Origin of the sequence: Chitinophaga sp. ARDCPP14, from assembly GCF_051362515.1 — a bacterium.
GTDB lineage: Bacteria > Bacteroidota > Bacteroidia > Chitinophagales > Chitinophagaceae > Chitinophaga.
Genome location: NZ_JBKIXB010000003.1, coordinates 193,736 through 219,404 on the forward strand (window position 1 = coordinate 193,736; position 25,669 = coordinate 219,404).

General features: G+C 47.2%; 23 protein-coding genes. 7 read left to right on the forward strand and 16 right to left on the reverse strand.

Translation table 11 applies throughout. The features are described 5' to 3' along the window. The first annotated feature begins 93 nt into the window (after positions 1-93). Positions 94-366 (forward strand): hypothetical protein, encoded by a 273-nt coding sequence (locus ACLHR0_RS09865; protein ID WP_436486210.1) that lies wholly within the window; start codon positions 94-96, stop codon positions 364-366. A gap of 213 nt (positions 367-579) precedes the next feature. On the opposite strand, the gene ACLHR0_RS09870 is transcribed toward ACLHR0_RS09865, so the two are convergent. Continuing rightward, entirely contained in the window at positions 580-1,317 is a 738-nt protein-coding gene (locus ACLHR0_RS09870; protein WP_429048063.1) for a hypothetical protein, read from the reverse strand. A 251-nt stretch (positions 1,318-1,568) separates the two neighbouring features. Here ACLHR0_RS09870 and ACLHR0_RS09875 point away from each other — a divergent pair, with 251 nt between their 5' ends. The 3 genes from ACLHR0_RS09875 (at position 1,569) to ACLHR0_RS09885 (ending at position 6,578) form a co-directional block, all read left to right on the forward strand. Continuing rightward, positions 1,569-2,111, forward strand: coding sequence for an RNA polymerase sigma-70 factor (locus ACLHR0_RS09875; RefSeq protein WP_370913147.1), 543 nt, complete (start codon positions 1,569-1,571; stop codon positions 2,109-2,111). A gap of 72 nt (positions 2,112-2,183) precedes the next feature. After that, complete coding sequence (locus ACLHR0_RS09880) at positions 2,184-3,170, forward strand: FecR family protein (protein WP_436486212.1); 987 nt, start codon at positions 2,184-2,186, stop codon at positions 3,168-3,170. Between the two features lie 21 nt (positions 3,171-3,191). After that, complete coding sequence (locus ACLHR0_RS09885; protein WP_436486214.1) at positions 3,192-6,578, forward strand: SusC/RagA family TonB-linked outer membrane protein; 3,387 nt, start codon at positions 3,192-3,194, stop codon at positions 6,576-6,578. 30 nt (positions 6,579-6,608) lie between these two features. On the opposite strand, the gene ACLHR0_RS09890 is transcribed toward ACLHR0_RS09885, so the two are convergent. The 3 genes from ACLHR0_RS09890 to pyrR are packed head-to-tail and all read right to left on the reverse strand — an operon-like array spanning position 6,609 to position 8,722. Further along, positions 6,609-7,190: a hypothetical protein gene (locus ACLHR0_RS09890; RefSeq protein WP_436486216.1), complete on the reverse strand. Its 582-nt coding sequence runs from the start codon at positions 7,188-7,190 to the stop codon at positions 6,609-6,611. Positions 7,191-7,210: 20 nt separating this feature from the next. Then, entirely contained in the window at positions 7,211-8,140 is a 930-nt protein-coding gene (locus tag ACLHR0_RS09895; RefSeq protein ID WP_429048072.1) for an aspartate carbamoyltransferase catalytic subunit, read from the reverse strand. Between the two features lie 51 nt (positions 8,141-8,191). Then, a complete protein-coding gene (gene pyrR, locus ACLHR0_RS09900; RefSeq protein WP_079471968.1) occupies positions 8,192-8,722 on the reverse strand; it encodes a bifunctional pyr operon transcriptional regulator/uracil phosphoribosyltransferase PyrR in 531 nt (176 codons plus the stop codon). Positions 8,723-8,925: 203 nt separating this feature from the next. On the opposite strand from pyrR, the gene ACLHR0_RS09905 reads away from it, so the two are divergent. Continuing rightward, entirely contained in the window at positions 8,926-9,444 is a 519-nt protein-coding gene (locus ACLHR0_RS09905) for a peroxiredoxin (RefSeq protein ID WP_436486219.1), read from the forward strand. An 8-nt stretch (positions 9,445-9,452) separates the two neighbouring features. On the opposite strand, the gene ACLHR0_RS09910 is transcribed toward ACLHR0_RS09905, so the two are convergent. The 4 genes from ACLHR0_RS09910 to prfB form a co-directional block, all read right to left on the reverse strand. Then, the gene (locus ACLHR0_RS09910) at positions 9,453-10,184 is read right to left on the reverse strand and encodes a hypothetical protein (RefSeq protein ID WP_429048073.1); all 732 of its coding nucleotides are present in this window, start codon (positions 10,182-10,184) and stop codon (positions 9,453-9,455) included. 15 nt (positions 10,185-10,199) lie between these two features. Continuing rightward, positions 10,200-10,574 (reverse strand): hypothetical protein, encoded by a 375-nt coding sequence (locus ACLHR0_RS09915; RefSeq protein WP_436486221.1) that lies wholly within the window; start codon positions 10,572-10,574, stop codon positions 10,200-10,202. An 86-nt stretch (positions 10,575-10,660) separates the two neighbouring features. Next, entirely contained in the window at positions 10,661-12,292 is a 1,632-nt protein-coding gene (gene pruA, locus ACLHR0_RS09920; protein ID WP_429048077.1) for an L-glutamate gamma-semialdehyde dehydrogenase, read from the reverse strand. A 151-nt stretch (positions 12,293-12,443) separates the two neighbouring features. Beyond that, positions 12,444-13,539 (reverse strand): peptide chain release factor 2 gene (gene prfB / locus ACLHR0_RS09925; protein WP_143313671.1). Its coding sequence is split into 2 segments (ribosomal slippage): positions 12,444-13,478 and positions 13,480-13,539, totalling 1,095 coding nucleotides; the frame shifts between segments, so codons are not numbered across the junction. A gap of 137 nt (positions 13,540-13,676) precedes the next feature. On the opposite strand from prfB, the gene ACLHR0_RS09930 reads away from it, so the two are divergent. Next, the gene (locus ACLHR0_RS09930) at positions 13,677-14,480 is read left to right on the forward strand and encodes a hypothetical protein (protein WP_429048078.1); all 804 of its coding nucleotides are present in this window, start codon (positions 13,677-13,679) and stop codon (positions 14,478-14,480) included. A gap of 44 nt (positions 14,481-14,524) precedes the next feature. Further along, positions 14,525-16,180 (forward strand): glucose-6-phosphate isomerase, encoded by a 1,656-nt coding sequence (gene pgi / locus ACLHR0_RS09935; RefSeq protein ID WP_429048079.1) that lies wholly within the window; start codon positions 14,525-14,527, stop codon positions 16,178-16,180. Positions 16,181-16,476: 296 nt separating this feature from the next. Here pgi and ACLHR0_RS09940 read toward each other — a convergent pair whose 3' ends face one another. The 8 genes from ACLHR0_RS09940 to ACLHR0_RS09975 all read right to left on the reverse strand — a co-directional run bounded on the left by ACLHR0_RS09940 (position 16,477) and on the right by ACLHR0_RS09975 (position 25,667). Then, positions 16,477-16,920, reverse strand: a complete 444-nt coding sequence (locus ACLHR0_RS09940; protein ID WP_436486225.1) for a DUF3276 family protein — start codon at positions 16,918-16,920, stop codon at positions 16,477-16,479. Between the two features lie 157 nt (positions 16,921-17,077). Beyond that, positions 17,078-18,874, reverse strand: a complete 1,797-nt coding sequence (locus ACLHR0_RS09945; protein WP_436486227.1) for an ABC transporter ATP-binding protein — start codon at positions 18,872-18,874, stop codon at positions 17,078-17,080. Positions 18,875-19,125: 251 nt separating this feature from the next. Then, the gene (locus ACLHR0_RS09950) at positions 19,126-19,704 is read right to left on the reverse strand and encodes an LpqN/LpqT family lipoprotein (RefSeq protein WP_429064584.1); all 579 of its coding nucleotides are present in this window, start codon (positions 19,702-19,704) and stop codon (positions 19,126-19,128) included. 53 nt (positions 19,705-19,757) lie between these two features. Further along, on the reverse strand, positions 19,758-20,687 hold the full coding sequence (locus ACLHR0_RS09955) for a phosphoribosylaminoimidazolesuccinocarboxamide synthase (RefSeq protein WP_436486229.1): 930 nt from the start codon (positions 20,685-20,687) through the stop codon (positions 19,758-19,760). Between the two features lie 303 nt (positions 20,688-20,990). Further along, the gene (locus ACLHR0_RS09960; protein WP_436486231.1) at positions 20,991-22,340 is read right to left on the reverse strand and encodes an exonuclease domain-containing protein; all 1,350 of its coding nucleotides are present in this window, start codon (positions 22,338-22,340) and stop codon (positions 20,991-20,993) included. 3 nt (positions 22,341-22,343) lie between these two features. After that, positions 22,344-23,519, reverse strand: coding sequence for an ABC transporter permease (locus ACLHR0_RS09965; RefSeq protein WP_436486233.1), 1,176 nt, complete (start codon positions 23,517-23,519; stop codon positions 22,344-22,346). After that, positions 23,512-24,681 (reverse strand): ABC transporter permease, encoded by a 1,170-nt coding sequence (locus tag ACLHR0_RS09970; protein ID WP_436486235.1) that lies wholly within the window; start codon positions 24,679-24,681, stop codon positions 23,512-23,514. Before ACLHR0_RS09970 ends, ACLHR0_RS09965 begins: the two co-directional genes overlap by 8 nt. After that, complete coding sequence (locus tag ACLHR0_RS09975) at positions 24,678-25,667, reverse strand: HlyD family secretion protein (RefSeq protein ID WP_436486237.1); 990 nt, start codon at positions 25,665-25,667, stop codon at positions 24,678-24,680. Before ACLHR0_RS09975 ends, ACLHR0_RS09970 begins: the two co-directional genes overlap by 4 nt. Positions 25,668-25,669 lie beyond the last annotated feature (2 nt).

The window sequence follows — 25,669 nt, forward strand, 5'->3', positions numbered from 1 at the left end:
TTATAGATATGAGCACAGCATAAATTAGCAATATTATAACCAATATAAGTTATAATATTACTAATTTAAGTATCTTTATTAAAACATTTAACCATGCAATCTTCTTCAGCCATCTTTGTTTTTAACCAAAACCCATTTCGCCTTTCCGAAGAAGAATACCATTCTCCGGAAATGGTGTTGAAAAACTACTTTGAGCTATTTGGCCCGGGTGAAACCAACGACATCCTCGCTTCTGTTCAAACAGAAGCGCTTACAAACCCTGGCAGTCCCTATAGCGCTGTGAGTGAGCGAATGAAAGTGTTGTCCTGTTTTACAGAACTAAACCGGTTAATAGAGGCCGCGTTTGTCATCTCCCAGAAAAAATAAAAGACCACCTGCAGCTAACCCAACAATACTATCCCCCAAAACAAATCCCAAAATCCAAAAGTAAAAATCAGTCAAATCAGCGTAATCCTGAGAAAGACAAAATCCGCGCATAAAAAAAAGAGGGACCGTAAGAGGCCCCCCTGCATCAAACCAAAATGGGTTTTCCATCATGGACTGATTTTGTGTTGTTGGTTGCTATTTCATTATTAAAGACTATTGTTCTAATTTGATTTCGCCCAGGTCGGTAGCTTTACCGTCTTCTACTTTTACATCTTTAACTACGGCATTTTTGTAAGGGCTTTTACCGAGAATAGTAATAGTGTAAGATCCTGCTTTAGCAGCGGGGATAGTGAATGCACCCTGTGAGATAGCGCCTTTCAGCTTATCTGTACCATTGTCTGCTTCTACTTCTGTAGCACTGTCAGCCGGAGTAATTTTACCGGTGATAGAACCACCTTCTACTACTAATACTTTCAGAGAATCTTTACCTTGTAAAGAATCTACTCTCTGTAAAGAGTCGATTCCGGTTAAAGAATCTACCTGTAAAGAGTCCATTCCGCTCAGGGAATCAACCTGCAAAGAATCCATTCTGCTCAGGGAATCTACCTGTAAAGAATCCATTCCACTCAGGGAATCCACCTGTAAAGAGTCCATTCTCTGCAATGAGTCTATTCCGCTCAGGGAATCAACTTTCTGGAGAGAATCGATTCCCATCAGAGAATCTACTGTCATTAAGGAATCAAATCCTTTTAAAGAGTCCAGGCGCTGTAATGAATCAACACTGAAAACTTTTACTGAATCGAGGCTAACAAGGGAATCTGTTGCAATTGAATCCACCATTGCGGCGGTGCTGTCTACAGATTTTACTGCTTTTACATCAGCACTTTTGAAAGCAGACATTCCGATTACCATTGTTGCTAAAGCGAGCGTTCCTACAATTGATTTTTTCATGGCATCAATTTTTTGTATGGTTAATATTTATGATGATTATCCCCGGTCCGGATGAATGTGCATGGTTTTTGTTATATGCCCTCATCGTTGGCTACCGTATATAAACAATACATCCGACAATTCACTTACCATTAGTCAAAGAAATGTTAAAGTGAAAAAAAGAATTATGAATCAGTATACTGGCTGCTTTCGTAATTAGTAATTTTAAAAATTATCTTCGCACTACGGAAACAAGACAAAAGATCAAAAGCATGTTGCAATTGAGTAACGACGAAATAGTAAAAGGCATCCGGAGCAGAAACAAAGATGTATTCGAAGCTGTTTTTAAACAGTTCGCCCCTTCTATGTATAATATAGCGGTCCGGTATGTAAAAGATGAAGATGACGCGAACGATATGGTACAGGATGTTTTCCTCAACTTGTGGAAAGGTGCGGAAAACCTGGATGAGAGAGCCCCGGTTAATCATTATCTCGCAAGAGCGACCGTTAACACCTGTTTAAACCGCATAAAAAAAGAACAACGGAAAGAAGTATACGCCAAGGAACAAATGCAAACTGCCAGTCCTTCGGAAAATAATCATTCCCTGCTGGAACATAAGGAGCTGGAAGCCAAATACCGCTCTGCCCTGGAGAAATTACCGGAACAATGCCGCCGTGTTTTTGAAATGAGCCGCCTGAAAGGCTTGTCGCCAGCCGAAATCGCTGAACAACTGAATATCTCTATCAATACAGTATACGCCCATTTGACCACAGCTTTAAAACGATTACGGGTAGACCTTATTAATAAGTCGTAGGATACGCCTGAAATTTTTTTTATTATCGCTTAATGGTATAACGTTCCCTGGTTGTATTACTAATAAGAAGCCATGAATAATCAAACAGACATAGATATAGTGATCCGTTACCTGGAAGATCCGGACAATGAGCAGCACAAAATGCAGCTCAACGAATGGATTCAACAGGATGCTGGTAACCTGGACATCTTCCTGGATATGAAAGGCATGTGGCACGGCGATCCGCTTCCTGCTGCCTCTGCTTTCGACACCCAGGGACAATGGCAGGCACTGGATACCATGCTGGATAAGGTTCCCGCAGTCACTGCCGCGCTTCCTGCACAAGAGCAAAACACCCGTGTGATCAGGATGAACCGCAGGTACTGGTGGGCTGCCGCCGCTGTGCTGCTGATAGCCGGCACATGGACCTGGCTCGGCCCCGGTGGATATAAAACCTATGCCACTGCACAGCAACAGGATAGTTTGCGTCTGCCGGACGGCTCTATGATGTACCTCAACGCGCATACACAGGTACGCTATGCCCGTGGATTTGGAAAAGATAACAGACAGGTTAAAATAGATAAAGGAGAAGCCTTTTTTGATGTTACCAAAAACGATGCCCTCCCCTTCATTGTAAATGCCCCCGAAGTAGAAGTACAGGTACTCGGTACTGCCTTCAACGTGAAAGCCGCCAACAGCGGTGTTAAAGTATTCGTGCAGTCAGGAAAGGTAAGCGCCGCCTACAAAGGCAAAGAGAAAAAGGTAATTCTCACCCCCGGTGTGGAAGCCTCTCTGAAGCATAATGGCAGCGAAATAGATACCCGTATCCATAAAAAGAACAACAATATTCTGGCCTGGAAAACCCGGACCTTAACTTTTGACGATACCCCGCTCACAGAAGTGGCGGACGCCCTTGAAGATTTTTATAATGTAGAGATTAAAATCAGCAATCAACAACTGGCTGATAAGAAACTGCTGGCTACCTTCCCCAACATGTCGCTGGATGAGGTACTGGACATTATGAGAAAAACCCTTCAAATTAACATTTCGCATAAAAACGACCTGGTAGACATCTACTAATGCGCGCCTGACCTTTTATTTATGCAGCAATTATTGCTACAGGCGCGTATCTCCAATTCCAGGTTTGGACGCGTGCCTGATTTTATTTTCGTTGTTATCCTGGTATTGGCCAATGCTGTAGCTATGGCCCAAAATCCTGATGCCCCTCCAAGAAAAGTTTCCCTTCAGTTTACCAATGCCAGCCTGAAAACCGTGATCCGGGAAATAGAAAAACAAACAAAGTATACCTTTGCTATTTCTTCCGGAGAACTGGAAACCCGCCAGGGCGTTAGCTTACATGTTCACAACAGCCCTCTCCTGGAAGTATTGCCGAAGATCTTCCCTCCTGCCAAATATAAAGTAGAGATAAAAGACGGCCAGATCATCGTTATCCCGCTCAACGCCACTGCGGCAGATCTCACACCTCCTCCCAGCACCAGCTCCAATCCTGATAAATGGACCCTTACCGGCGCCGTTTCCGACGGTATGCAGCCTTTAAGCGGTGTATCTATCAGGGAAAAAGGCACCACTAACGGTACCGCCACTACGGAAAATGGTACTTTCAAAGTGGACCTGGCCAATGGGCAGGCTATCATCCAGGTGTCCCTTATCGGGTTTGAAACCAAAGAAATTGCCGTGAGGGAAAGAAGGAGTATATCGGTGTTGCTGCAACCTGATCTGCGGAAGCTCAACGAGCTGGTAGTATTGGGTTATGGCCTGCAGAAACGCGCTAATATCACAGGCGCCATTGCGCAGGTGGATGGCGTACGGCTCAGAAGCCGCCCGGTAGCCAACGTGATGGCCGCCTTACAGGGTACCGCCACCGGCCTGGTGGTGACCCGCAGCAACGGACAGCCCGGCCGCGAAGGATTTAATATACAGGTACGGGGCGTAGGCTCTTCTTCCGGCAGTAATACGCCTGTGGTCATCGATGGCGTGCCCGGTTCCCTGGCCGTCATTAACCCCGACGACATTGAATCCGTATCCATCCTGAAAGATGCAGCTGCTGCCTCTATTTATGGCGCACGCGGCGCAGGCGGTGTGGTGCTGGTAACTACCCGCACCGGGAAACCTGGTAAGCTGAAAGTGGATTTCAACACCCTTGGCGGATTTGAAACACCCATCCGGTTGCCCAACCGGCTGCCCTCCTGGCAATCGGCCGCCATGCAGAACACCGCCGCGGAAAATGCCGGTCAAACCGCCCCCTGGGACCCCATGGAGATAGATTTAATGAAAACAGGGAACCACTATGCGATCGACTATCAAAACCCTGACTTCTACAAATACTATTATAACTACAATCCTTTGCCGGTGCTTACCAAAAGCAGAACCGGCATTGAAAACTATAACCTGTCGGTAAAAGGCGGCGACAGCTCCAACCAGTTCTCTGCATCGCTGGGTTACTTCGGGCGGCAGGGACTATTTGCCGTTGGCCCGGACCGTACCCACCGAGTGAATGCCCGCGTGAACCTGAACAACCGCTTTAGTAAACACTTCAGCCTGGAAACGCGGTTGTCGTACGCCCAAACCAATACCTTCTCCCCTTCCCAGCCGGTAGAGGGCCCCAATGGCTTGCTGGCAGGCATTTTCCGGGGACCGGGTAATGTGCCGGTGTATGTGCCCAATACCGGCAACTATGCCTATGGCGGCGCACCGGGATATGCTGTTTTGGAAGATGGCGGGGAACGCGATGAAAAAAATAATTATATCGATGCGGTATTTACCCTGCGGGCCGACAGCCTCGCAAAGGGTCTTACGCTCCGGCTTATTTACAGTCCGCAAAAACACACCCTGCGGGACGATATGGGCCGCAATACCATTGCCTTATGGAACCGGGTGGATACCGCCACGCTGGTACAGCCGCATAATATGCTGCAGAAAAGCAAGCTGGAAGCAAAAGGCGGCAACCTGCAACTGCTGGCCGACTACGACATCAAAGAAAATAAAAATAACATTCACCTGCTCGGCGGCGCCACGCAGGAAACATACAACACCACGCAAAACACGGCGGCATCGTACGATATCAGCCAGGCTGAAATCAATTCCAATCACTTTAATAACGCGCCTGCATACACGCAGTTACTGGCGGCCAGCGGTTCTTTATTGTCGATATTCGGAAAGATCAGTTACAACTACGACAACCGCTACCTGCTGGAAGCAAACCTCATAGCATCGCGCTTATCACAGTACAGCACCTCTTTTGTTGGCGGCGAACAGTGGCAGGCATTCCCGTCGTTTTCCGCCGGCTGGCGCCTGAATAACGAAACATGGTTTAACCGCGCGTTGCCATTTTTCAATGAGTTCAAACTGAGGTGGTCATGGGGCAGATTGGGGAATATCAACAGCTGGAACAGTATTCCTAACGACGAACGGTTGCAGACTTTCAGCTTTAACACCTTGCCCCGTTTTCAGCCTTTTGTTTACAAGAACCCCATCATCCAGGCACAGGGATGGGAAAACATTGCTACCAATAATTACGGCTGGGATGCTACTTTGTTCAGGGGCCGGTTGACCATTGCAGCAGATTATTTTATTAAGCATAACCGCGACATGCAGATCCCGGTACTGACAGCCTCCACAGACGGGGCCTGGCCATTGGATTTTCACCGGGGTGAAATGAAATCCTGGGGCTGGGAAATCAACCTGGGCTGGAGAGACGACCGGGGCCCCTTTACCTGGTATATTAACGGGAATCTCTTTTATAACCGCAATAAAGTACTGAAAAATGATAATGTGGCGCCACAGGCTGGCTGGAACCAGGGCATCGCAGGATATCCTTACTCTTCCCTGTTTGGCTATGAGTCTGATGGCTACTTCCAATCGGCCGGTGAAGTGACGCAGCATGCCTTCCAGCACGAAAATACCGGTCCGGGCGACCTTCGCTATAAAGACATCGACGGCGATAACAAAATAGACAATGCCGACCTCGTATACCTGGGCAGCACCGATCCGCAGTTCTCCTACGGGATCGACGCGGGTTTTGCCTGGAAAGGATTTGATGTCTCCGTTTTCTTCCAGGGAGTGGCCAGACGCAAGGTGATGCCTGATCCGCGCTATAATCTTCCTTTTACCGGTAACTGGCAGCAGCCCTGGGACATTAACCAGGACTACTGGACGCCGGAAAATCCCAACGCATTATTTCCACGGCTGTATCTGAACGACCAGCAGAATACCGCCCCATCCTCCCACTGGGCAATGAATGGCGCCTACATCCGGTTGAAAAACCTGCAGGTAGGTTATACCCTGCCGCCGAACTGGCTGAAGAAAATATGGATCACTAATCTGCGTATTTATTTCTCCGGACAGGATCTGTGGGAAACTACTAAAATGAAAATTAAATATTATGATCCTGAACAGGCGGGAGGTTATAACGGAAACGTATATCCGTTTTTCAGATCATATACTTTGGGGCTGACTGTTGGCTTCTGATCCGGCCTTATGCACTGCCATTAAAATCAGCTAGTGTGCAATCCTGTAGCGACTCAGCACCTGGGGCGCTATTTTCAAATCGGGTCGAAAGCGCATGATACCTTTTACAAAATGCGCCAGCAGGTCATTCCCATTGGGTACCAGGAAAATTCTAAACTCCACCGCCTGCAACCGCACCGCTCCGGATTCGTTTTTGACAAACACATACAAACCCGGATTCGTTTCGTCGTAACCCCAATCGGTCCAAAGCACGTCGTACGCATCGCCGCTGCTATTTGTACTCAGCGCCTCATAACACAACGACAGCGCAGGTACACCTTCGCCGTATTGGTGCAGCCCTTCCCTGTCTACCCGGGCCCGCGTATACCGGGGCTTGCCTGACCGGTAAGTGGCGACTGCCATCCATATCAAAGCACATAAAACCGGCGCTGCGACGCCTATCGTAAGCATCCGTGCACCTGTTTCTTTTATCCAAAAGGAAAATACCACACCTGCCAGTAGCGCCGCCAGGACCAATGCAAAAAAGGTCAGCAGGCATACTTTCAGCACAACGGTTAGCCGTCTTGCGGATTTTGAATTCAACGGAGGAAAATCGTCTTCATTGGGCAACATAGCAGGTAGTAAGTATGTTTCTACTCCGTTTTCTTTCCTGCGAGCAGGTACAATGCCGCCATACGTATGGCCACACCGTTTTCCACCTGTTCGAGGATGATGGACTGACCTGAGTCTGCCACATCAGAATTTATTTCCACCCCGCGGTTAATGGGTCCGGGGTGCATGATCACAATTTCTTTATTTAAACTATCGAGCAATTGGCGGTTTACACCGTATGCGAGGGAATATTCCCGGAGGGAAGAAAACAGCGGGGTGTTTTGTCTTTCCAGCTGAATACGCAACACATTGGCCACATCGCACCATTGCAGGGCTTCGCGGATATTGTAGCTCACATTTACGCCGAGAGCAGCTGCCATGTATTTCGGGATCAGTGTGGGCGGGCCTACCACTGTTACTTCTGCGCCCAGTTTTTTGAGGCAGTAGATATTGGAAAGGGCTACCCTGGAGTGCATGATATCGCCACAGATGGCTACCTTCTTACCTTCCACACTACCGAGCCTTTCCCGGATGGAGAAGGCATCTAGCAATGCCTGGGTGGGATGTTCATTGATGCCGTCGCCCGCATTGAGGATGGGCACGTTGATGTGCTTTGCCAGGAAATGCGGCGCACCGCTGGCAGAGTGGCGCATCACCACCATATCCACTTTCATGGATAAGATGTTGTTCACCGTATCTATCAGCGTTTCCCCTTTGGAAACGGAAGATCCGGAGGCAGAAAAGTTAACCGTATCTGCACCCAGGCGCTTTTCCGCTAGCTCAAAAGAGATGCGTGTGCGGGTAGAGTTCTCAAAAAATAAATTTACAATTGTTGTATCGCGAAGCGTAGGAACCTTTTTAATAGGCCTTTGTAAAACCTCCTTAAACTGGTCGGCTGTTTGAAAAATAAGCTCTATATCCTGGCGCTGCAGATCGCGAATTCCGAGTAAGTGTTTTACAGAAAGTGACATTAATGTGCAAATATAAAGGGTGAAATCTGAATTCTGAAATCCGGATTCATTTTAGTCAATCAGAACTACTTCGTCTTTACCATCTCTTTCGTTCCACAACACCCTTACTTTCTGGGAAATGAGGGCATCAATGGTACGTCCGGTATAGTCGGGCTGAATAGGCAACTGCCTGCTGAAGCGACGGTCGATCAGCGTGAGCAGCTCTACAGCCGCGGGCCGGCCAAAGTCCAGCATTGCGTCCAGCGCCGAACGGATTGTACGGCCGGTATACAACACATCATCTATCAACACTACCTTTTTATTTTCTATGGAAAAATCAATATTCGTTTCGTTGGGTACATGCAGGGTTTTGCTCTGGTTAAAATCGTCCCGGTAAAAAGTAATATCCAGTTTACCGTAATCGATACGCGCTCCGGGTACTAATTTCAGCAAGGTTTGATGAATCCTTCCGGATAAATAAATTCCCCGGGGCTGCAATCCAATCAGCACGGTTTGCTCAAACTGTAAGTTATTTTCTATCAACTGATGACAAAGCCTGTCTATCGTAATAGCCATTTGCTTGCCGTTTAGTATGGTTTTCAAAACACAACGTTTTAGGGGCCAAAAATAATGATTAAATGCTACAGATAAAAAGCTGAATATTAGAAAAGATTGATAAACAAGGGAATCTTTTCTAAAACAGGGCTGTTTTAAAACAGGCTTGCTGCCTTATAGTTACACAAAAAAATCAATATGACCCGTTGCTCCTCTACTCTTCGTACTTTAGCAGTATCAATAAACGGGGTATGAAACTTTTAAAGATCATTTTAGCTATGACCGCCTTTCTGCAATTATGGGGATGTAAATCCCAGGGACAATTAAAAACAGGGGATAAAATTCCAGCCTTTTCGCTACAGGACCAGAATGGAAAAACTTTTGATATCAATACCGTATTAGGCAAACAGCCATTGGTCATTTACTTCTATCCGAAAGATGAAACCAGTGTATGCACCAAAGAAGCATGTTCATTCCGTGATTCGTACCAGGACTTTCAGAAGTACGGCGCACTGGTAATCGGCATCAGTGCCGATAACGTGGCTTCGCATCGCAGTTTTGCCACGCATCACAATCTTCCTTTCACCCTGCTCAGTGATCCGAAAAATGAAGTACGCAAATTATTTGGTGTGCCTAATACTTTTGTGATACCGGGTCGTGTGACTTATATCGTAGATAAGAACGGCGTGATTGTGCATGAATTCAATTCGCTGCGCGATGGAGAGAAACATGTAACAGAGTCGCTGGCAGCGTTGCAGAAGTTGCAGTGAGTGATGCCTCAAGGCATCACTATTTCATTTACCTGTACAGAAAGATGTGCTGCCAGTTCCCCGTCATCATTATCCAGTGGATAGGCGGTTAAATACTTTAGACGGCCTGTTTCCCCATTAGGATTAAAGAAAAATCTTCCGGGATTACTATAGGTTGTCAATACCTTTGCTGTAAGTGATGAATTAGAGAGGTTAATCAGAAGTCCGAAGGTGATCTGGCTGAACTTACCTACCGCTTGTAAGTTATTACCTGTAATAACAAGGTAATCAGCATTATTACTATGGAATGTGTATACGCTATTCAACGTAAGATCTGATGCTGCCTGGTTTTCATTGGATGACTCCCATAACCATCTGTCTATTTTTCTATCGTTAATGATTAGCTTAACAGCAGTTGGTTCCGTATAACCTGAAAAATATTCATAATGAATATTGTACTGCTCATTTTGCAAATCGACCCGCTTTAATAGTTTTTCTCCCATCACTTCTTCCGTCTCCTTCATTTTAACTTCCAGTTCTTTTTCGAAGGAACGCTGTAAATGATATTTCTCCCGCAGGAAATTATCGAGATCCTTGACGGGAATCTCAGTGGGTTCTCCGGTTACTTTGCTGAATACAATTTGTGGGGATTTGATAACCTGTTTTACAGGAGCAGGCTGAATGATTTTATCTGCAGGTTCTTTGTGGTGTATACTACAACCTGCCAGGGATAAAGAAATGAAGATAAAAAGCTGTCTCATGGGTATCTTAAGATACTACAACTTTCTCATATCCTTAAATGTGGAAATCTCTTCCTTAAGCGCAAACAGCTGCATGCCCCATATGATCCCTAGCACCAACGCAAAAGCTACCAGCGCCAGGGACAAAGACACCTGCATAAAGCTGCCTTCTTCGCGGTTGGTAAGGGTAATAACGCGGATAAGGGCAATGAGGCCCACGCCAAAGAAGATAGCCGCTTTAGTTCCTTTTTTACGCAGCTGTTTCTTAAAATACTCATCAAAAGCGCCGGCGGCAGCGATGCTGGCTTCAGGCTGCGGCGTTCCGTCGGCGAGCAGTAATTGTTCAAGGTCTGCTACGCGGTAATGCTCATGAGGTGCTGAGAAGTATTTTTGTAAGATATCTGCCTGCATAATTCCTGGATACTGAATGAGGATGCAAGGTACAAAAAAGGCGATGGATATAGATCCACCGCCCGCATATAAATCATGAACATTTACTAAGCTTCTTTCAGGAACGGGTACCGGTAATCAGTAGCCGGTACAAAAGTTTCTTTGATGCTCCTGGCGCTTAACCAGCGATAGAGGTTCAGCATAGAGCCTGCTTTATCGTTGGTACCAGAAGCGCGGGCGCCGCCAAATGGCTGCTGTCCTACTACTGCGCCGGTTGGCTTGTCGTTGATGTAGAAGTTACCGGCGCTGTTTACCAGGGTGCGGGTAGCCAGTTCCACTGCATAACGGTCCTGCGCAATGATGGCACCGGTTAAAGCATACTCGGAGGTACTGTCTACCACCTGCATGATTTCTTCAAATTTCTCTGCGTCGTACACGTGGATCGTTAATACGGGTCCGAAAATTTCCTCACACATAGTGATGTATTTCGGATCGGTAGTTTCGATAACGGTAGGCTCAATAAAGTAACCTTCAGCTTTGTTGTAATTACCGCCGGCAATGATCTTTACCGCCGGATCTTTCTTTGCATTGTCGATGTATTGGGCGATCTTATCGAAAGAGCGTTCATCGATCACTGCGTTGATGAAGTTGCTGAAATCTTCGGTGCTGCCCATTTTCATAGTTTTCAGCTCCGCAACTAATTTTGATTTTATATCGTCAGCAAGATTGTTTGGTATGTATGCACGGGAGGCCGCAGAACATTTCTGTCCCTGGTATTCAAAAGCGCCGCGGGCCAAAGCGGTAACGGCGATGTCAACATCCGCTGATTTGTGGATCAGTACAAAGTCTTTACCACCTGTTTCACCAACGATGCGCGGGTAAGTTTTGTATTTGTGGATGTTTTCACCGATGGTTTTCCACATGGTCTGGAATACGCCAGTAGAGCCGGTGAAGTGAATACCTGCAAAGTGAGGATCTGCGAAGCAAACGTCGCCGACAACGGGACCGTTGGCATACACGAGGTTGATAACACCATCGGGCAGGCCTGCTTCGATCAGTACCTTCATGATCACCTGTGCAGCAAACACCTGTGTATTGGCGGGTTTCCATACTACTACGTTACCGCACATAGCGGCAGACGTGGGCAGGTTACCGGCAATAGCGGTGAAGTTGAACGGTGTAACGGCCAGTACAAACCCTTCCAGCGGGCGGTATTCTACCCTGTTATGGATACCGGGGGCGCAAACCGGCTGCTGGCGGTATATTTCGCTCAGGAAGTGTACGTTGTAGCGGAGGAAGTCGATCAGTTCACATGCGCTGTCAATTTCAGCCTGGTAAGGATTCTTACTCTGGCCCAGCATGGTAGCGGCATTGATGTGATAGCGGTATTTGGTGGCCAGGAGTTCGGCAGCGCGCAGGAAGATGCCGGCGCGTTGTTCCCAGTCCATATTGGCCCATTTTTCACGTGCCTCCAGCGCTGCTGCGATGGCGGTTTTCACATGAGACGCATCGCCCATATGGAAGTGACCTAATTTGTGTTTGATTTCGTGGGGAGGGCGCAGATCAACGGTATTTCCGGTGCGGATTTCTTTACCACCGATATACATGGGTATATCTGCTACTTCGCTTTTGAAGGCGGCTAATTGTTTCTTTAATGCAATTCTCTCAGCAGAACCGGGTGCATAAGACAACACAGGCTCATTAGCAGGCGCTGCGTACTCAAAGTATCCTGTATTCATTGTATCCTAATTTTTATATTTGTTTATTTGATCATTTGTAAACCTGGAGGCGCACAAACAATCAAATAAACAAATGACTACGAGTATTGTTTCCGCAGCAAAATTAAGTTATACAACGCCTACGCGCTTATTAATAATTAGTCGATACTTATTAATTATTGTCCTCTTCCTTCTGCATCATCAGGTATGCTTTCACAAAGCCGTTCAGGTCGCCGTCCATTACAGGTCCTACGTTGCCTACTTCAAAGTCGGTGCGATGGTCCTTGATCATTTTATACGGATGGAATACGTATGATCTGATCTGTGATCCCCACTCAATTTTGCGTTTGTTGGCGTTGGCTGCATTTTTCAGTTCTTCCCTTTTGCGAATCTCTTCTTCATACAAGCGTGATTTCAGCATGGTGAGCGCTTTTTCACGGTTCTCTCCCTGCGTACGTGCCTGCTGGCATTCGATGATGATACCGGATGGGATGTGCTTCAAACGTACGGCTGTTTCCACCTTGTTTACGTTCTGTCCGCCCTTACCACCTGAACGGTAAAATTCCCATTCCAGGTCTGCCGGGTTCACTGCAATCTCGATAGTATTGTCTACTAACGGATATACATATACGGAGGCGAAAGAAGTATGTCTGCGTGCATTGGAATCGAAAGGTGAAATACGGACGAGGCGGTGTACACCACTTTCCGCTTTCAGGTGGCCATATGCAAAGTCGCCATCAAATTCCAGCGTAGCGGATTTGATACCGGCGCCATCTCCATACTGTGTATCAATTTCTGATACTTTCCATCCCTGCTTTTCGCCATACATGCGGTACATGCGCAGCAGCATTTCGGCCCAATCCTGGCTTTCCGTGCCGCCTGCACCGGAGTTAATGGTTAATACTGCGGGCATTTCATCTTCCGGCTGGTTGAGGGTGGATTTAAATTCCAGGTCGTCCAGCGCTGCTACTGCAGCATTGTAGGCCTGTTCCACCTCTTCTTCCGTTGCTTCCCCTTCTTTGAAAAAATCGTTCAGTACAGCGCTGTCGTCAATTGCAGCGTTCACCTGATCGTAAAGGTCTACCCAATATTTGTTAACCTTTATTTCCTTCAGAATCGAAGTGGCTCTGACGTTGTCGTCCCAGAAACCGGGCGCCAGGCTTAGTTGTTTGTCGTTTTCTATTTTTGCTAATCGGTCAGGTACGTTAAAGAAAACCTCCCAGGACATATAAACGGTCCCTCATAGCTTTAAGTTGCTCTGCTGTCATAGCTGGCAAATGTATGGAAAAAATGGAGATATATACTAACGGCTTTCAAACTTTGTTGTGATTGTTTACTTTAGCATAATTTTTGTGTTGTAACACGGTAACCATGTCACTAATATTATAAAAAGCACCCATCCGTTATGGTGAGCCATGAAACCCTCCACTTTAAAAACCGGTCCATCTTCAACACGCTAGGTTTTATTATCATGATAGCCGCAAACGCACTGGCAGTGCTGCTTCCCATCAATGGTAAAACAACCGCACAGATTTCGGAAGAATACCCTAACCTTTTTATACCGGCGGGAATTACGTTCTCTATCTGGAGTGTTATCTATCTTTCTTTAACGGCATTTATCATATATCAATTATGGTTATCTTTCTCTAATAAACAACCGGCAACGCTGGCATATGTGATGCAGCGTATGAAAGACTGGTTCCTCATTTCCTGTGTGGCCAATGCCTGCTGGCTGTTTGCCTGGCATTATCACCTGATACCTGTGAGCGTGGCTATCATGGTGATCCTCCTGATTTCACTGATCATCGTACATCTCAACTTTGGTATCGGCATCGCTCCTGCTACGCTGACGGAGAAATTATTTATTCATATTCCTTTCAGCATCTACCTTGGATGGATTTCTATTGCCACCATCGCTAATATCACGGCGCTGCTGGTATACACCGGGTGGGAAGGCAGCCGCCATTCCCAGGTGCTGTGGGCTATTGCCATGATCAGCGTGGGTACCCTGCTGAGTATAGCCATGGTGCTGCTTCGCAACAATATCACCTATGCCCTTGTTATTGTGTGGGCCTTCTATGGTATCCTGCTGAAGAGAAGGGCTGCCGACACCATGGATGAGAACCCCATCATCCATACCTGCATTATTGCCATTGGCGTGATTGCCATAACAATTTCCTGGCAATTGTACAGGAAACAGAAATCATGAATCTAAAAGATTATTTTTGATGCGCATTTAATATATACACGACTATGTTTCCATCTACCAATCCAACAACCACCAAATCGTGGGACGCCTTAAAGAAGCACGCTGAAGAAATGAAAAAGGTACATATGCGTGCCTTGTTTATGGAAAACAAAGAACGCTTCAGTGAGTTTTCCCTGAAATTTGAAGACATCCTTTTCGACTACTCCAAGAATATTATTACGGAAGATACCCGCAGCCTGTTATTAGGACTGGCAGCAGAATGCGGCGTACCGGATGCGATCAAAGCGATGTTTGGCGCAGAAAAAATAAACGTGACAGAAAACCGTGCTGTACTGCATACCGCTTTACGCAACACGTCAGATAAACCTGTTTTACTGGATGGCCGCGATGTGATGCCTGATGTAAAAGCAGTGCTGAACAAAATGGATCACATCTGCCGGCAGATACACTCCGGCGAATGGAAAGGATACACGGGTAAGCCTATACGTTATATCGTAAATATCGGTATCGGTGGTTCCGACCTCGGCCCGGTGATGGTTACGGAAGCGCTGAAACCCTACTGGAAACCTAACATACAAACCTATTTTGTATCTAACGTAGATGGCACACACATCGCCGAAACCCTGAAAAAAGTTACACCGGACGAAACCCTGTTCCTCATCGCCTCCAAAACATTTACCACCCAGGAAACCATGACCAACGCCCACACTGCGCGCAACTGGTTCCTGGAACACGCGGAAGATGAGAAATTTGTAGCCAAACATTTTGCCGCTTTATCTACCAACGAAAAAGCAGTAACAGCCTTTGGCATCGATCCAAAAAATATGTTTGAATTCTGGGATTGGGTTGGCGGCCGCTATTCCCTGTGGTCCGCTATCGGCTTATCTATTGCACTCACCATCGGGTACGACAACTTCACGCAGCTACTTGATGGCGCACATGCAGTGGACAGGCACTTCGCCGATACACCACCGGAACAGAATATACCTATTATCATGGCGCTGATTGGCCTGTGGTATGGTAATTTCTTCGGCAGCGCCACAGAAGCCATATTGCCATACGACCAGTACATGCACCGCTTTGCTGCTTATTTCCAGCAAGGCAATATGGAAAGCAATGGTAAATCCACCGATCGTACAGGCCACACCGTTAGTTATGAAACCGGCCCTATCGTTTGGGGCGAACCAGGCACCAACGGTCAACATGCTTTCTACCAGCTCATCCACCAGGGCACCCGCCTGATTCCCTGCGACTTTATCGCACCGGCTATCAGCCACAATCCCATCGGTGATCATCATGTGAAACTATTGTCGAACTTTTTTGCACAAACAGAAGCGCTGATGAATGGTAAAACGGAAGCAGAGGTACGTGCTGAACTGGAGAAGTCCGGCGCTTCGGCAGAAGAAATGGCGAATATCCTGCCATCGAAAATTTTCCCTGGCAACCGCCCCACCAATTCCTTCCTGGTAAAGGAAATAACCCCCCGCTCCCTGGGTTCACTGATCGCCCTCTACGAACACAAGATCTTTGTTCAGGGCGTGATCTGGAACATTTACAGCTTCGACCAATGGGGCGTGGAACTCGGCAAACAATTAGCCAGCAAAATATTACCCGAACTGGAAAACAACGACATCATACTTAACCACGATGCGAGCACCAATGGCCTGATCAACGCGTGGAAGCATATGCGCACGGCGTAATTGTTCGCCTCCGGCGAACGCGGATGTTGTCTTGGCTCAGGATTACGCTGATTTTACTGATTAGCTGGATTTTTACTTTTTGATTTTATAAAGGATTAAGGGAGATAGAAGCGAATATATCGCTTTTATCTCCCTTAATTATTAATCTAAAAATCCAAAAAAATCCAAAAGTAAAAATCCAGCTAATCAGTAAAATCAACGTAATCCTGAGTAAGACAAAATCCGCGTAATAAAAAACCCCCGGAGAAATCCGGGGGTTGCCTATTATTTTTTGTAAAAATCTTTAAGTAAAAATCTTACCATTTGTCTACCTCGTCTGAGCTATGTGAAGCCGGGGCGGCTACTGACGCCTCAACAGGTACTTCTACCTCAACAGGGGCGGCTATTGAAGCGCTAACTTCAACTCCTTCTGTTTCTGTTTCGTCCTGTTCTTCCTGCACATAATCATGGTTGTAGGCATCAAAGTCGAAATCGGGCATCAACTCCGTTTTAACATAGTTGATGGTTTCGGTTAGTGCGTTCAGGAACTTGTTGAAGTCCTCCTTGTACAGGAATACTTTGTGCCTGTCATAACCGTTGTCATTAAAACGCTTCTTACTTTCTGTTATAGTAAGAAAATAGTCGTTTCCCCGAGTGGTCTTTACATCAAAGAAGTACGTTCTTCTTTTGCCCGCTTTCAATCGTTTAGAAAAGATGCTATCATTGTTTCTTTCCTGTTGATTGTTGTTTTCGTACGCCACAGTTGATAGATTTAAGTGTTAACGAATCAAATCCTGTTACAATAAGAGACAAATATACTATTGTTTTACAAATATCAAAATATTTTTAAATGATTTTGAAAAATCATAAAAGCCGCGTGTAACGGGCTGCGGCAGGGAATATACAAGCACGTGATTGCTACTCACTTACACTTTCTTCGTCGCCGGATTGCTGACGCGCGTACAGCTCTGCGTAGTATCCGTTCAATGACAATAAATCATTATGTGTTCCCTGCTCTACAATTTTTCCTTCATCGAGTACGATTATGCTATCGAACTCAAACAAGGCAAATATCCGGTGAGTGATGATAATGGCTGTCTTATTTTTCAGATAGGCATACAGGTTACCTATAATCTCTTTTTCGGTACGGGCATCAACGGCGGAGAGGCAGTCGTCGAAAATGAGGATGTCCGGGTCCTTGATCAGCGCCCTCGCAATGGAGATCCGCTGTTTCTGGCCACCGCTCAGCGTTACGCCCCTCTCCCCGATGGCGGTATCAAAGCCTTCATTGAAACCCAGGATGTCTTTCTCCACGGAAGCCTGCCTGGCAGCGGTTTGCACCGCCTGGATACTGGCGCTAGGATCGCCAAAACGGATGTTATTGGCGATGCTGTCGGAAAACAGGAACACATCCTGCGGCACATAACTGATCTGGCTACGCAAATCGGCCAGCCGCAGGTGACGGATATCCTGGTCGTCTACCATCACCTTCCCCTCCTGCGGATCGTACATCCGGATAAGCAGTTGCGCCAGCGTACTTTTGCCGGACCCGGTTCTGCCAATAACGGCCACCTTCTGCCCCGGTTTGATATCCAGGTTAAAATCGCTGATGGCGGTAATCCCCGTATGCGGATAAGTGAAAGTCACATTTTCCAGCCGCACCCCTCCTTCCAGTTTCACCGTTTTTGCATCCGGTTCGTCCTTTACCGTAGGCGCTATCTGCAAAAATTCGTTTATACGTTGCTGTGAGGCCGCAGCACGTTGTATCATGGACGCCACCATCCCGATAGAAAAGAACGGGAACATCAGCATGTTTACATAGATCACAAATTCCGCCAGGTTGCCCACAGTAATATTTCCCTTGATTACCTGAATACCACCTATGAAAATAGTGAGGATCACGCTCAGGCCAATCATCAGCGCCATAGTGGGCTGAAACAGGGCGTCTGTTTTAGCCAGGCTGATAGAGCTGTCTTTATACGCTTCGCTCGCTTCTTCAAAATGGCGCGCGCTGGCATCTTCCTGGATATATGATTTTATTACGCGGATACCGGAATAAGATTCCTGCGCAATGGAAGTAATATTGGATAACTGCGACTGGATCTTTTCGCTTTTGCGGTGAATGATCCTGTTCACATAATAAATGGTTAAGGCAAGGAAAGGCAATGGCGACAAGGTATACAGCGTCAGCAAAGGATTCACCTCCAGCATCAGGTATACAATGATCACGATGAGAAATACAGTCCGCGATGCGTACATGATAGCAGGACCTACATACATGCGTACCCGTGATACATCTTCTGTAATACGGCTCATCAGGTCGCCGGTACGATGCATCTTAAAAAAGTTAAGATCCAGCTTCTGATAATGCTGGTAAATTTCATTCTTCAGATCGTACTCGATATGACGGCTCATTACAATCAGCGTTTGCCGTTGCAGGAATAAAAAGAATCCGCTCAGCAATGCAAACAGCAGGATACTCACCCCGTAAAACGCCAGTACATGCGTGAAATCCGCACGGAAGGCCACCTTCAGCGCAGTATTGTCCAGCAGCCGGTATTCATCTATATTATGCGCCAGCAGGTCAAAGATCTGGCGTACCATGATAGGCTGGAAAACACTGAATACAATGGATATAGCGGTAAACAACAGTCCAAGGATCAGCAGCCATTTATTGGTAAGAAAGTATTTATTAAGCGCGGCAAGGTGTTTCAACGGTCGTCAATTTGCAAACAAAAATAAGGCATTCGACGCGAATTTTGTCTTGGCTCAGGATTACGCTGATTATACTGATTACCTGGATTTTTACTTTTGGATTTTTTTAGATTTTTAGATTAATAAGTAAGGGAGATGAAAGCGAATAGATCCGCTTCTATCTCCCTTAATCCTTTATAAAATCCAAAAGTAAAAATCCAGGTAATCAGTATAATCAGCGTAATCCTGAGCCAAGACAAAATCCGCATATTTTACTTTGCGGTAAAAGACCCCAGGATCTCTTCCAGCGCTGGTTCATATTTTGCCAGGTCGTCGGCCAGTGTGGTGAGGGTAATGGCGTAGGCGATATTATTTTTTACCAGGATGGTTACCTCTCCGTTGAGCAGGGTACCGCTTTCGCGGTGGGCATACTGGCATTTCATCCATTTGGCTTTTACGCCGGTGACCGTGCGTTCGCCGGTATCGATCTTTTTATAATCAACGAAGAAACTTTCCATTTCTTTTTGGGTACTTTCCATCACCTTATCCAGCGTAAATCCTTTCTTCAGTTCCTGCGTAACAATATTTACATTGGCCTGAAAGGTACTATCATCGGTTACCGGCGCCATCATAAACGTATATTCTATCCGGCTCATCACGGTATCTATCTTCGTCCAGCCGGCGGGGGTATTTACGGTAAAGGTTCCTCTGCCGGCATTCATGCCCGGCGATTTTCCTGCCAGTTCCAGTACTTCCTCGCTGCTTAATTCTTTAGGGGATTTGGAGGTGTTGTTGCAGGCGGCAAAGCTTAACAAACAAACTACCGCGGGGATCAATAATTGTAATTTCATCGTGCACAAAGGGATAAAAACCGCTCCGGCATTGCACCGGAGCGATCGAATGATTATAAACTTTTAAGTGCAGCTATTATCCTGGATTCTGCATCCGCAGCCGCTACTTCTTCTTTCACAAATTTCTGACCGGTAATATTTTCAAACAGTTCAATGTAGCGCTCGCTTACGCTCGTTACAAATTCGTCTGTCATTTCCGGTACCTGCTGACCGTCTTTACCCTGGAAACCGTTTGCCATCAGCCACTCACGCACGAATTCCTTGCTGAGCTGTTTCTGCTGGGCACCGTTCTTCTGGTTCTCTTCATAACCTTCCGCGTAGAAATAGCGGGAAGAGTCGGGCGTATGAATTTCGTCGATTACATAAATGGTATCGCCGATCTTACCGAATTCATATTTTGTATCCACCAGGATCAGTCCGCGTTTGGCGGCCATTTCCTTACCTCTTTCAAATAAAGCGAGGGTGTACTTTTCGAGTTGCTCGTAGTCTTCCTTGCTTACCAGTCCCTGCGCAATGATCTCATCACGGGAAATATCCTCATCATGACCTTCATGTGCTTTGGTGGTTGGAGTAATGATGGGCGACGGGAAGAAGTCGTTTTCCTTCAGTCCTTCCGGCATGGTTACACCACACAGTACACGCTCACCGGATTTGTAAGTTCTCCAGGCGTGACCGGTGAGGTTACCGCGTACCACCATTTCCACCGGGAAAGTTTCACATTTCAGCCCGATAGTTACATTAGGCAGCGGAGAAGATTTTACCCAGTTAGGAACGATATCCTTGGTCGCTTCCAGCATAATGGCCGCAACCTGGTTCAGTACCTGTCCTTTGAAGGGGATCGGGCGTGGCAGTACCACATCAAATGCAGAGATGCGATCGCTTACTACCATTACCATCAGCCTGTCTTCAATGGTGTAAACATCGCGTACTTTTCCTTTGTAAAAGGCAGTTTGACCTGGTAATTTGAAACTTGACTCTAACATGAATAAAAAAATATTAATAATTAAAAATGAAAATCACTTTTACGAGATGCAAAAGTAATCATGAATCAGGTGATTTATAACGATCGTGTATTTTTTTTCTTAGCGGAGGTTGTCTTCCTCAGGATTACGCTGATTATACTGATTAATTTGATTTTACTTTTTGGATTTTATAAGGATTTTAAATGATTTTGGGAGATATAAGCGAATACCCGATTATATCTCCCAAAATCATTTAAAATCCAAAGTGATCAAATCCCTAAATCAGTATAATCAGCGTAATCCTGAGCCAAGACAACCTTCGCATCACCGGCTGTTGCCGGCATAAGGCCGGAGCAGGCTGATAATCACTTCGTTTTCGGCGTAAGGGGTCAGGTAGTCGCGGACGTGGGCGGCTTCGGCAGTGTTCACTTCTGCAGGGATATAGCCCATTCCATAAAAGCGGCCCTTTTCCATCAGGATACAGCTTTTCTCGCTGCTGTTGCGGCCTTTGTCTACGATGATGACGGAAGGCTGTTGCTCCTGTAAAAATGCAATTGCCGCTTTCATGCGCTCATTATAGCTTTCCGGCTTTTCCACCTTATCGCAGGCGCCATTACAGGTGCCGGCGGTAATGCCCGCACAGGTGCCATTGCCCTTTTGCAGGAAGCAGAGTTTGGGACACAGTTGGAACTCCTTTATGAGGGAGCGCAGCAGCCGGTGACCGTCTATCAGCAGGTTAAAGCTGTGTACAGGGTGCGAATACTTCCGCTTCTTTTCTATAACCAGTCGCAGGTATCCCTGCTGGTCTTCAAACAGGTAAAATCCATACCTGAACTCCACCCGCTTCTGGGCATAGTTAAAAATTGGCCACAGGCGCTTTATCTCCACCGACTCCAGGATGCAGGCCATTAATTCGGTAGCCGTTTCCTGGTAGGAAATGCGGTGAATAGTACGCAGGAAATTCTGCCGCTGGCGGCTGGCGCTATGCCCGGTAAAATGGCTGTTTACCCGTTTACCCAGGTCCTTTGCCTTGCCTACGTATACTACTTTGTCTTTGTGGTCATGGAAATAATAAACACCCGGGTTGGCCGGCAATCCTTTCACATGGTCCGGTGGCAGGTTAGGCGGCAGGAACTGTTCCTTTGATCCCACCTTCAGCATGGAAGCAATTACCTTTTCTTTATCGTTGGCCAGCAGCATCCCGAAAAGCACGGTGGTGGCTTCCGCATCGCCGCCGGCCCGGTGCCGGCCATTAACCGGTATGCTGAAATGGCGGCAGATATTACCCAGGCTATATGATTTCAGCCCCGGGAAGATCTTGCGTCCCAGCCGTACCGTGCACAGCTTCTTACATTGCAGGTCGAAGCCCGCATTGGCCAGCTGGTGCTTTATAAATGAGTAATCGAAGTTTACATTATGGGCTACAAAGATCCGGTCTTTCAACAGGTCGTATAATAACGGGGCGATAGCCTCAAAGGGAGGTGCATCCGCCACCATACTGTTGCTGATGCCCGTTAGCGACTCTATGTAATAAGGAATGGGGATTCCGGGGTTTACCAGGGTTTGGTAATGCTGCGTCACTTCGTTCCCGTTGTACAGGAAAACGGCGATCTCCGTTATACCATTGGCGCTGGCATGCCCGCCTGTCGTTTCAATATCTACAATTGCATACATCCGTTACAAAGATATGGATTGTTGCCGCTTATTCAAACGCCTTAATCCAAGTAATGCCAGCAGGGTATAAAACCCCGATAGCGCCAGCAAATGTAATACGGAAGAAGCATTATCCGCCAGGGCGCCGCCCATTTGCACAATGGACTGGTACACTTTCAGGAACGGTGTGGTAGGCACCATGGACGATAACCACTGCAGTGGTACCGGCAGGGATTCATATGGCCATGCATAACCCGCAATGAGGAATACCGGGTAGGTGGAAAACACCATCATCTGCGCCGCCATCAGCTGACTGCGGAACATAGTGCCCAGCCATATTCCCAGGGGGATGAGTGTGAAAAAGAAAAGGAAGAACACCACCGCCACATCCAGCACCCGTCCGCGGAAAGGGATGTTCAGGGTGGTATAGTTGACCGTCATAAAGAAAAACGCATAGCAGCAAAAAAGCACCATATAAAAAAGTCCTTTCCCCCAGAGGGTGGCCGATAAGCCGCCACCACCGGTTTTCACCAGTTCAGGCACGCGCCCTTTTTCCTTGTCGAGCGCCATGCTTTCGGAAAGACCTATCAGCAGCGTTTGCTGTAATATCAGCGCCAGCAGTCCCGGTAAAAGGAACGCGCCATAACTGGAGCGTGCATTGTACATCGGCCGGTAGTCGAGGTTCACCGGCTGGGTTTCCCGCATGGCCATCTGGGCATTCAACCCCTGCATTTCGTTATACTTCAACCTTACCCCTGCCCCTACGGTAAGCGCCAGCGTGGTGATGCCACCCGCCAGTTCGCTGGAAGGCAGGAACCGCGCAGCGTTCACGGCCAGCACAATATCGGCCTGTTGCAGGGCCAGCACTTTTTTCTCTACGCCGTGGGGAATGTACAGGTAGCCCTGGCACTCGCCGTAATACATTTTCTCCTGTGCATCCTGCAGGTCCCTGGCGCCTGTTACGGCTGCAATCTGCATTTTGCTTAGTTGCTGCAGGAAGGCGCGGGATAATTCACTTTTGTCGTCGTCCGCCACCGCCAGTAATACTTTCTCTTCTACCTTATAACTATAAATGCTGCCATAGAAAAAAGCATACAGGAGCGGCGCTATCAGCAGGGTAAGCAACAAACTGTGGTCGGTGGCTACCATCCTCACTTCCCGCAGGAACAACCGGGTTATATGACGAAAAAAATTACGCATGCTGTAAGGAAAGTTTATCCAGTTTCCGTTGCAGGAATACCAATGCCACCGGGAATGTAACTGCTATATAAATCAGCAGTTGGCCCGCTTCCTTATATACATACTGCATGGGCAACTCCATAAAATATACTTTGAAGAATCCATCCAGGAAAGGCGTAAACGGCATGAGCCAGGCGTAGTATTGGTCGTACCACGGCATGGCCCAGCGGGGAAAAGTAAAACCGCTGAATACAAAGGCCGGGGAAGTATAGAACAGTCCGAGGTCGCAGGCCACCATTACATCGCTTACAATGGCCGATACCATCAATCCTATGCTGATACATCCGATGATCAGCAAGGTAAAAAGCAGGAAAAGCGGCCAGGAGCCGCCCATTCGTCCGTGCGCAAAAAGCGGGAACACAATACATGTTACCAGGATATAATGCAGCCATCCTACACTCAGGTGCGCCAAACCTTTGCCCAGCAATACATTGGAGGCTGATCCATTGGCCATTGCATTCAGTTCCGCGAAGGTGCCTCTTTTTTCTTCCAGGTTTAAAGCAAGCACTGTTACCATGATGATCATCATCTGTAGTGCCACTGCAATTAGCCCCGGCACCAGGTATTGCTGGTAGTTGTATTGCGGATTGTATAACATATAAGAGGTGAGCCGGATGGGCTGCACCAGCGCCATCGCCTTGCCGGCAGGCATACCGGTTTTTACAAACTTCTGTAACGTAACTCCCGAGCCCGCCGTAATTAATACTTTCGCAGCATCTTTATAGATCAGCTTTGCTGTTACTACCGCTGCGGTATTGGTGTACACGGTGATATATACCGGTTGACGGCTTTTGATATGATCATCCATTTTCTCCGGGAAATGGATAGCGCCCTGGATCACGCCTTGTTCCATCATCTTTTGCAGGGTAACTTCATTATCTACCTGCTGTGTGATATGGATACTCTCCGTTTGCTCCAGCATAAATGCAAACTTGCGCGATAAAGGCGAATGTGATTCATCCCAGATGGCCACCGGGAGGTCACGGGCAAACTGGTTATTATAGATATAGCCATAGAGCAGGCATACCAGTGGCGGCAACACCAGCAGTACGATGTAGTGTTCCGGGAGGGTAAGTATGCGTTTCCACTCCCTGATTGTAATATGGAGGATGGAACGCATCATGGCAGGTTCATGGAGGCGGTCATACCAGGGCGCAGACCTTTCACAGCCGCCTGGTTAACAGGTTTCAGGTCTACCGTAAAAGTGCGCAGTTCAAACCTGCCCTGTTCTTTTACCGGTACCCAGTTGGCGAATGTGAGAGAAGGCGCTACCTTATGTACCTCGGCCTCAAAATTCTCCGGATCGCATCCCGGCACCCGCACCTGTACGCGGGCTCCCAGCGGGAAACGTTGCATATCATCCTGGCGCACGTTATAGGTAATATGATACGTGGCTGGTTTCTGGATCGTCATCAGCGGGTAGCCAATAGCCACGATCTCCCCTTCTTCTATGACCATGGAAGTGATAACGCCGTCTGACGGTGCATGTATATAAGTGTTATCAGATAATGCTTTGGTGAGTTCATAGCCTTGTTCAGCCTGCCGTACAATGGCGGATGCGGTGGTGATGAGTTCCGGCCTGCTGCCCTGTTGCAGCATATCCATGTTCAGCTTGGCCGTTTCCATTTCTTTTTTGGCGGCTTGCAGTTTGAAGTATACCAGGTCTTTTTCCTGTCCTGAAATCACTTCATCGTTAAAGAGGTTCTGCATACGCTGATAGGTTTTCTGCATCAGCTCATACTGTTGCTGGGTGATATTATAGAGGTTATCCGCTGCTTTGATGGCTTCGGGCCGGGCGCCTTTCTGCAACAGGGTGAGCTGTCCTTTTGCCGCATCTATGGCCGCCTGCGCCTGGTTGCGGATAGCATTGATTTCGGTGGAGCGGAGCACCCCCAGCAACTGCCCCTTACGGACGGTATCGCCCTGTTTCACCAGGAGGCTGTCCAGCCGGCCGGGGAATTCTGCCGCCACATCCACGTAGTCGGCGTCCACCATGCCTATCATGGATTCATCTGCAGCTGCCGGCTTCTTCACAAAGAAGATCAGCGCAATCACCAGGATAGCGATGGGGATCAGCAGGGCCCAATAATTTTTAAGTACAGCTCTCATGA

Excerpts from the sequence above, each read along its gene's own strand:
- ACLHR0_RS09865 (WP_436486210.1), top strand. The coding sequence starts at position 94 with ATGCAATCTTCTTCAGCCATCTTTGTTTTTAACCAAAACCCATTTCGC.
- ACLHR0_RS09870 (WP_429048063.1), bottom strand. The coding sequence starts at position 1,317 with ATGAAAAAATCAATTGTAGGAACGCTCGCTTTAGCAACAATGGTAATC.
- ACLHR0_RS09875 (WP_370913147.1), top strand. The coding sequence starts at position 1,569 with ATGTTGCAATTGAGTAACGACGAAATAGTAAAAGGCATCCGGAGCAGA.
- ACLHR0_RS09880 (WP_436486212.1), top strand. The coding sequence starts at position 2,184 with ATGAATAATCAAACAGACATAGATATAGTGATCCGTTACCTGGAAGAT.
- ACLHR0_RS09885 (WP_436486214.1), top strand. The coding sequence starts at position 3,192 with ATGCAGCAATTATTGCTACAGGCGCGTATCTCCAATTCCAGGTTTGGA.
- ACLHR0_RS09890 (WP_436486216.1), bottom strand. The coding sequence starts at position 7,190 with ATGTTGCCCAATGAAGACGATTTTCCTCCGTTGAATTCAAAATCCGCA.
- ACLHR0_RS09895 (WP_429048072.1), bottom strand. The coding sequence starts at position 8,140 with ATGTCACTTTCTGTAAAACACTTACTCGGAATTCGCGATCTGCAGCGC.
- ACLHR0_RS09905 (WP_436486219.1), top strand. The coding sequence starts at position 8,926 with ATGAAACTTTTAAAGATCATTTTAGCTATGACCGCCTTTCTGCAATTA.
- ACLHR0_RS09910 (WP_429048073.1), bottom strand. The coding sequence starts at position 10,184 with ATGAGACAGCTTTTTATCTTCATTTCTTTATCCCTGGCAGGTTGTAGT.
- ACLHR0_RS09915 (WP_436486221.1), bottom strand. The coding sequence starts at position 10,574 with ATGCAGGCAGATATCTTACAAAAATACTTCTCAGCACCTCATGAGCAT.
- pruA (WP_429048077.1), bottom strand. The coding sequence starts at position 12,292 with ATGAATACAGGATACTTTGAGTACGCAGCGCCTGCTAATGAGCCTGTG.
- ACLHR0_RS09930 (WP_429048078.1), top strand. The coding sequence starts at position 13,677 with ATGGTGAGCCATGAAACCCTCCACTTTAAAAACCGGTCCATCTTCAAC.
- pgi (WP_429048079.1), top strand. The coding sequence starts at position 14,525 with ATGTTTCCATCTACCAATCCAACAACCACCAAATCGTGGGACGCCTTA.
- ACLHR0_RS09950 (WP_429064584.1), bottom strand. The coding sequence starts at position 19,704 with ATGAAATTACAATTATTGATCCCCGCGGTAGTTTGTTTGTTAAGCTTT.
- ACLHR0_RS09955 (WP_436486229.1), bottom strand. The coding sequence starts at position 20,687 with ATGTTAGAGTCAAGTTTCAAATTACCAGGTCAAACTGCCTTTTACAAA.
- ACLHR0_RS09960 (WP_436486231.1), bottom strand. The coding sequence starts at position 22,340 with ATGTATGCAATTGTAGATATTGAAACGACAGGCGGGCATGCCAGCGCC.
- ACLHR0_RS09965 (WP_436486233.1), bottom strand. The coding sequence starts at position 23,519 with ATGCGTAATTTTTTTCGTCATATAACCCGGTTGTTCCTGCGGGAAGTG.
- ACLHR0_RS09970 (WP_436486235.1), bottom strand. The coding sequence starts at position 24,681 with ATGATGCGTTCCATCCTCCATATTACAATCAGGGAGTGGAAACGCATA.
- ACLHR0_RS09975 (WP_436486237.1), bottom strand. The coding sequence starts at position 25,667 with ATGAGAGCTGTACTTAAAAATTATTGGGCCCTGCTGATCCCCATCGCT.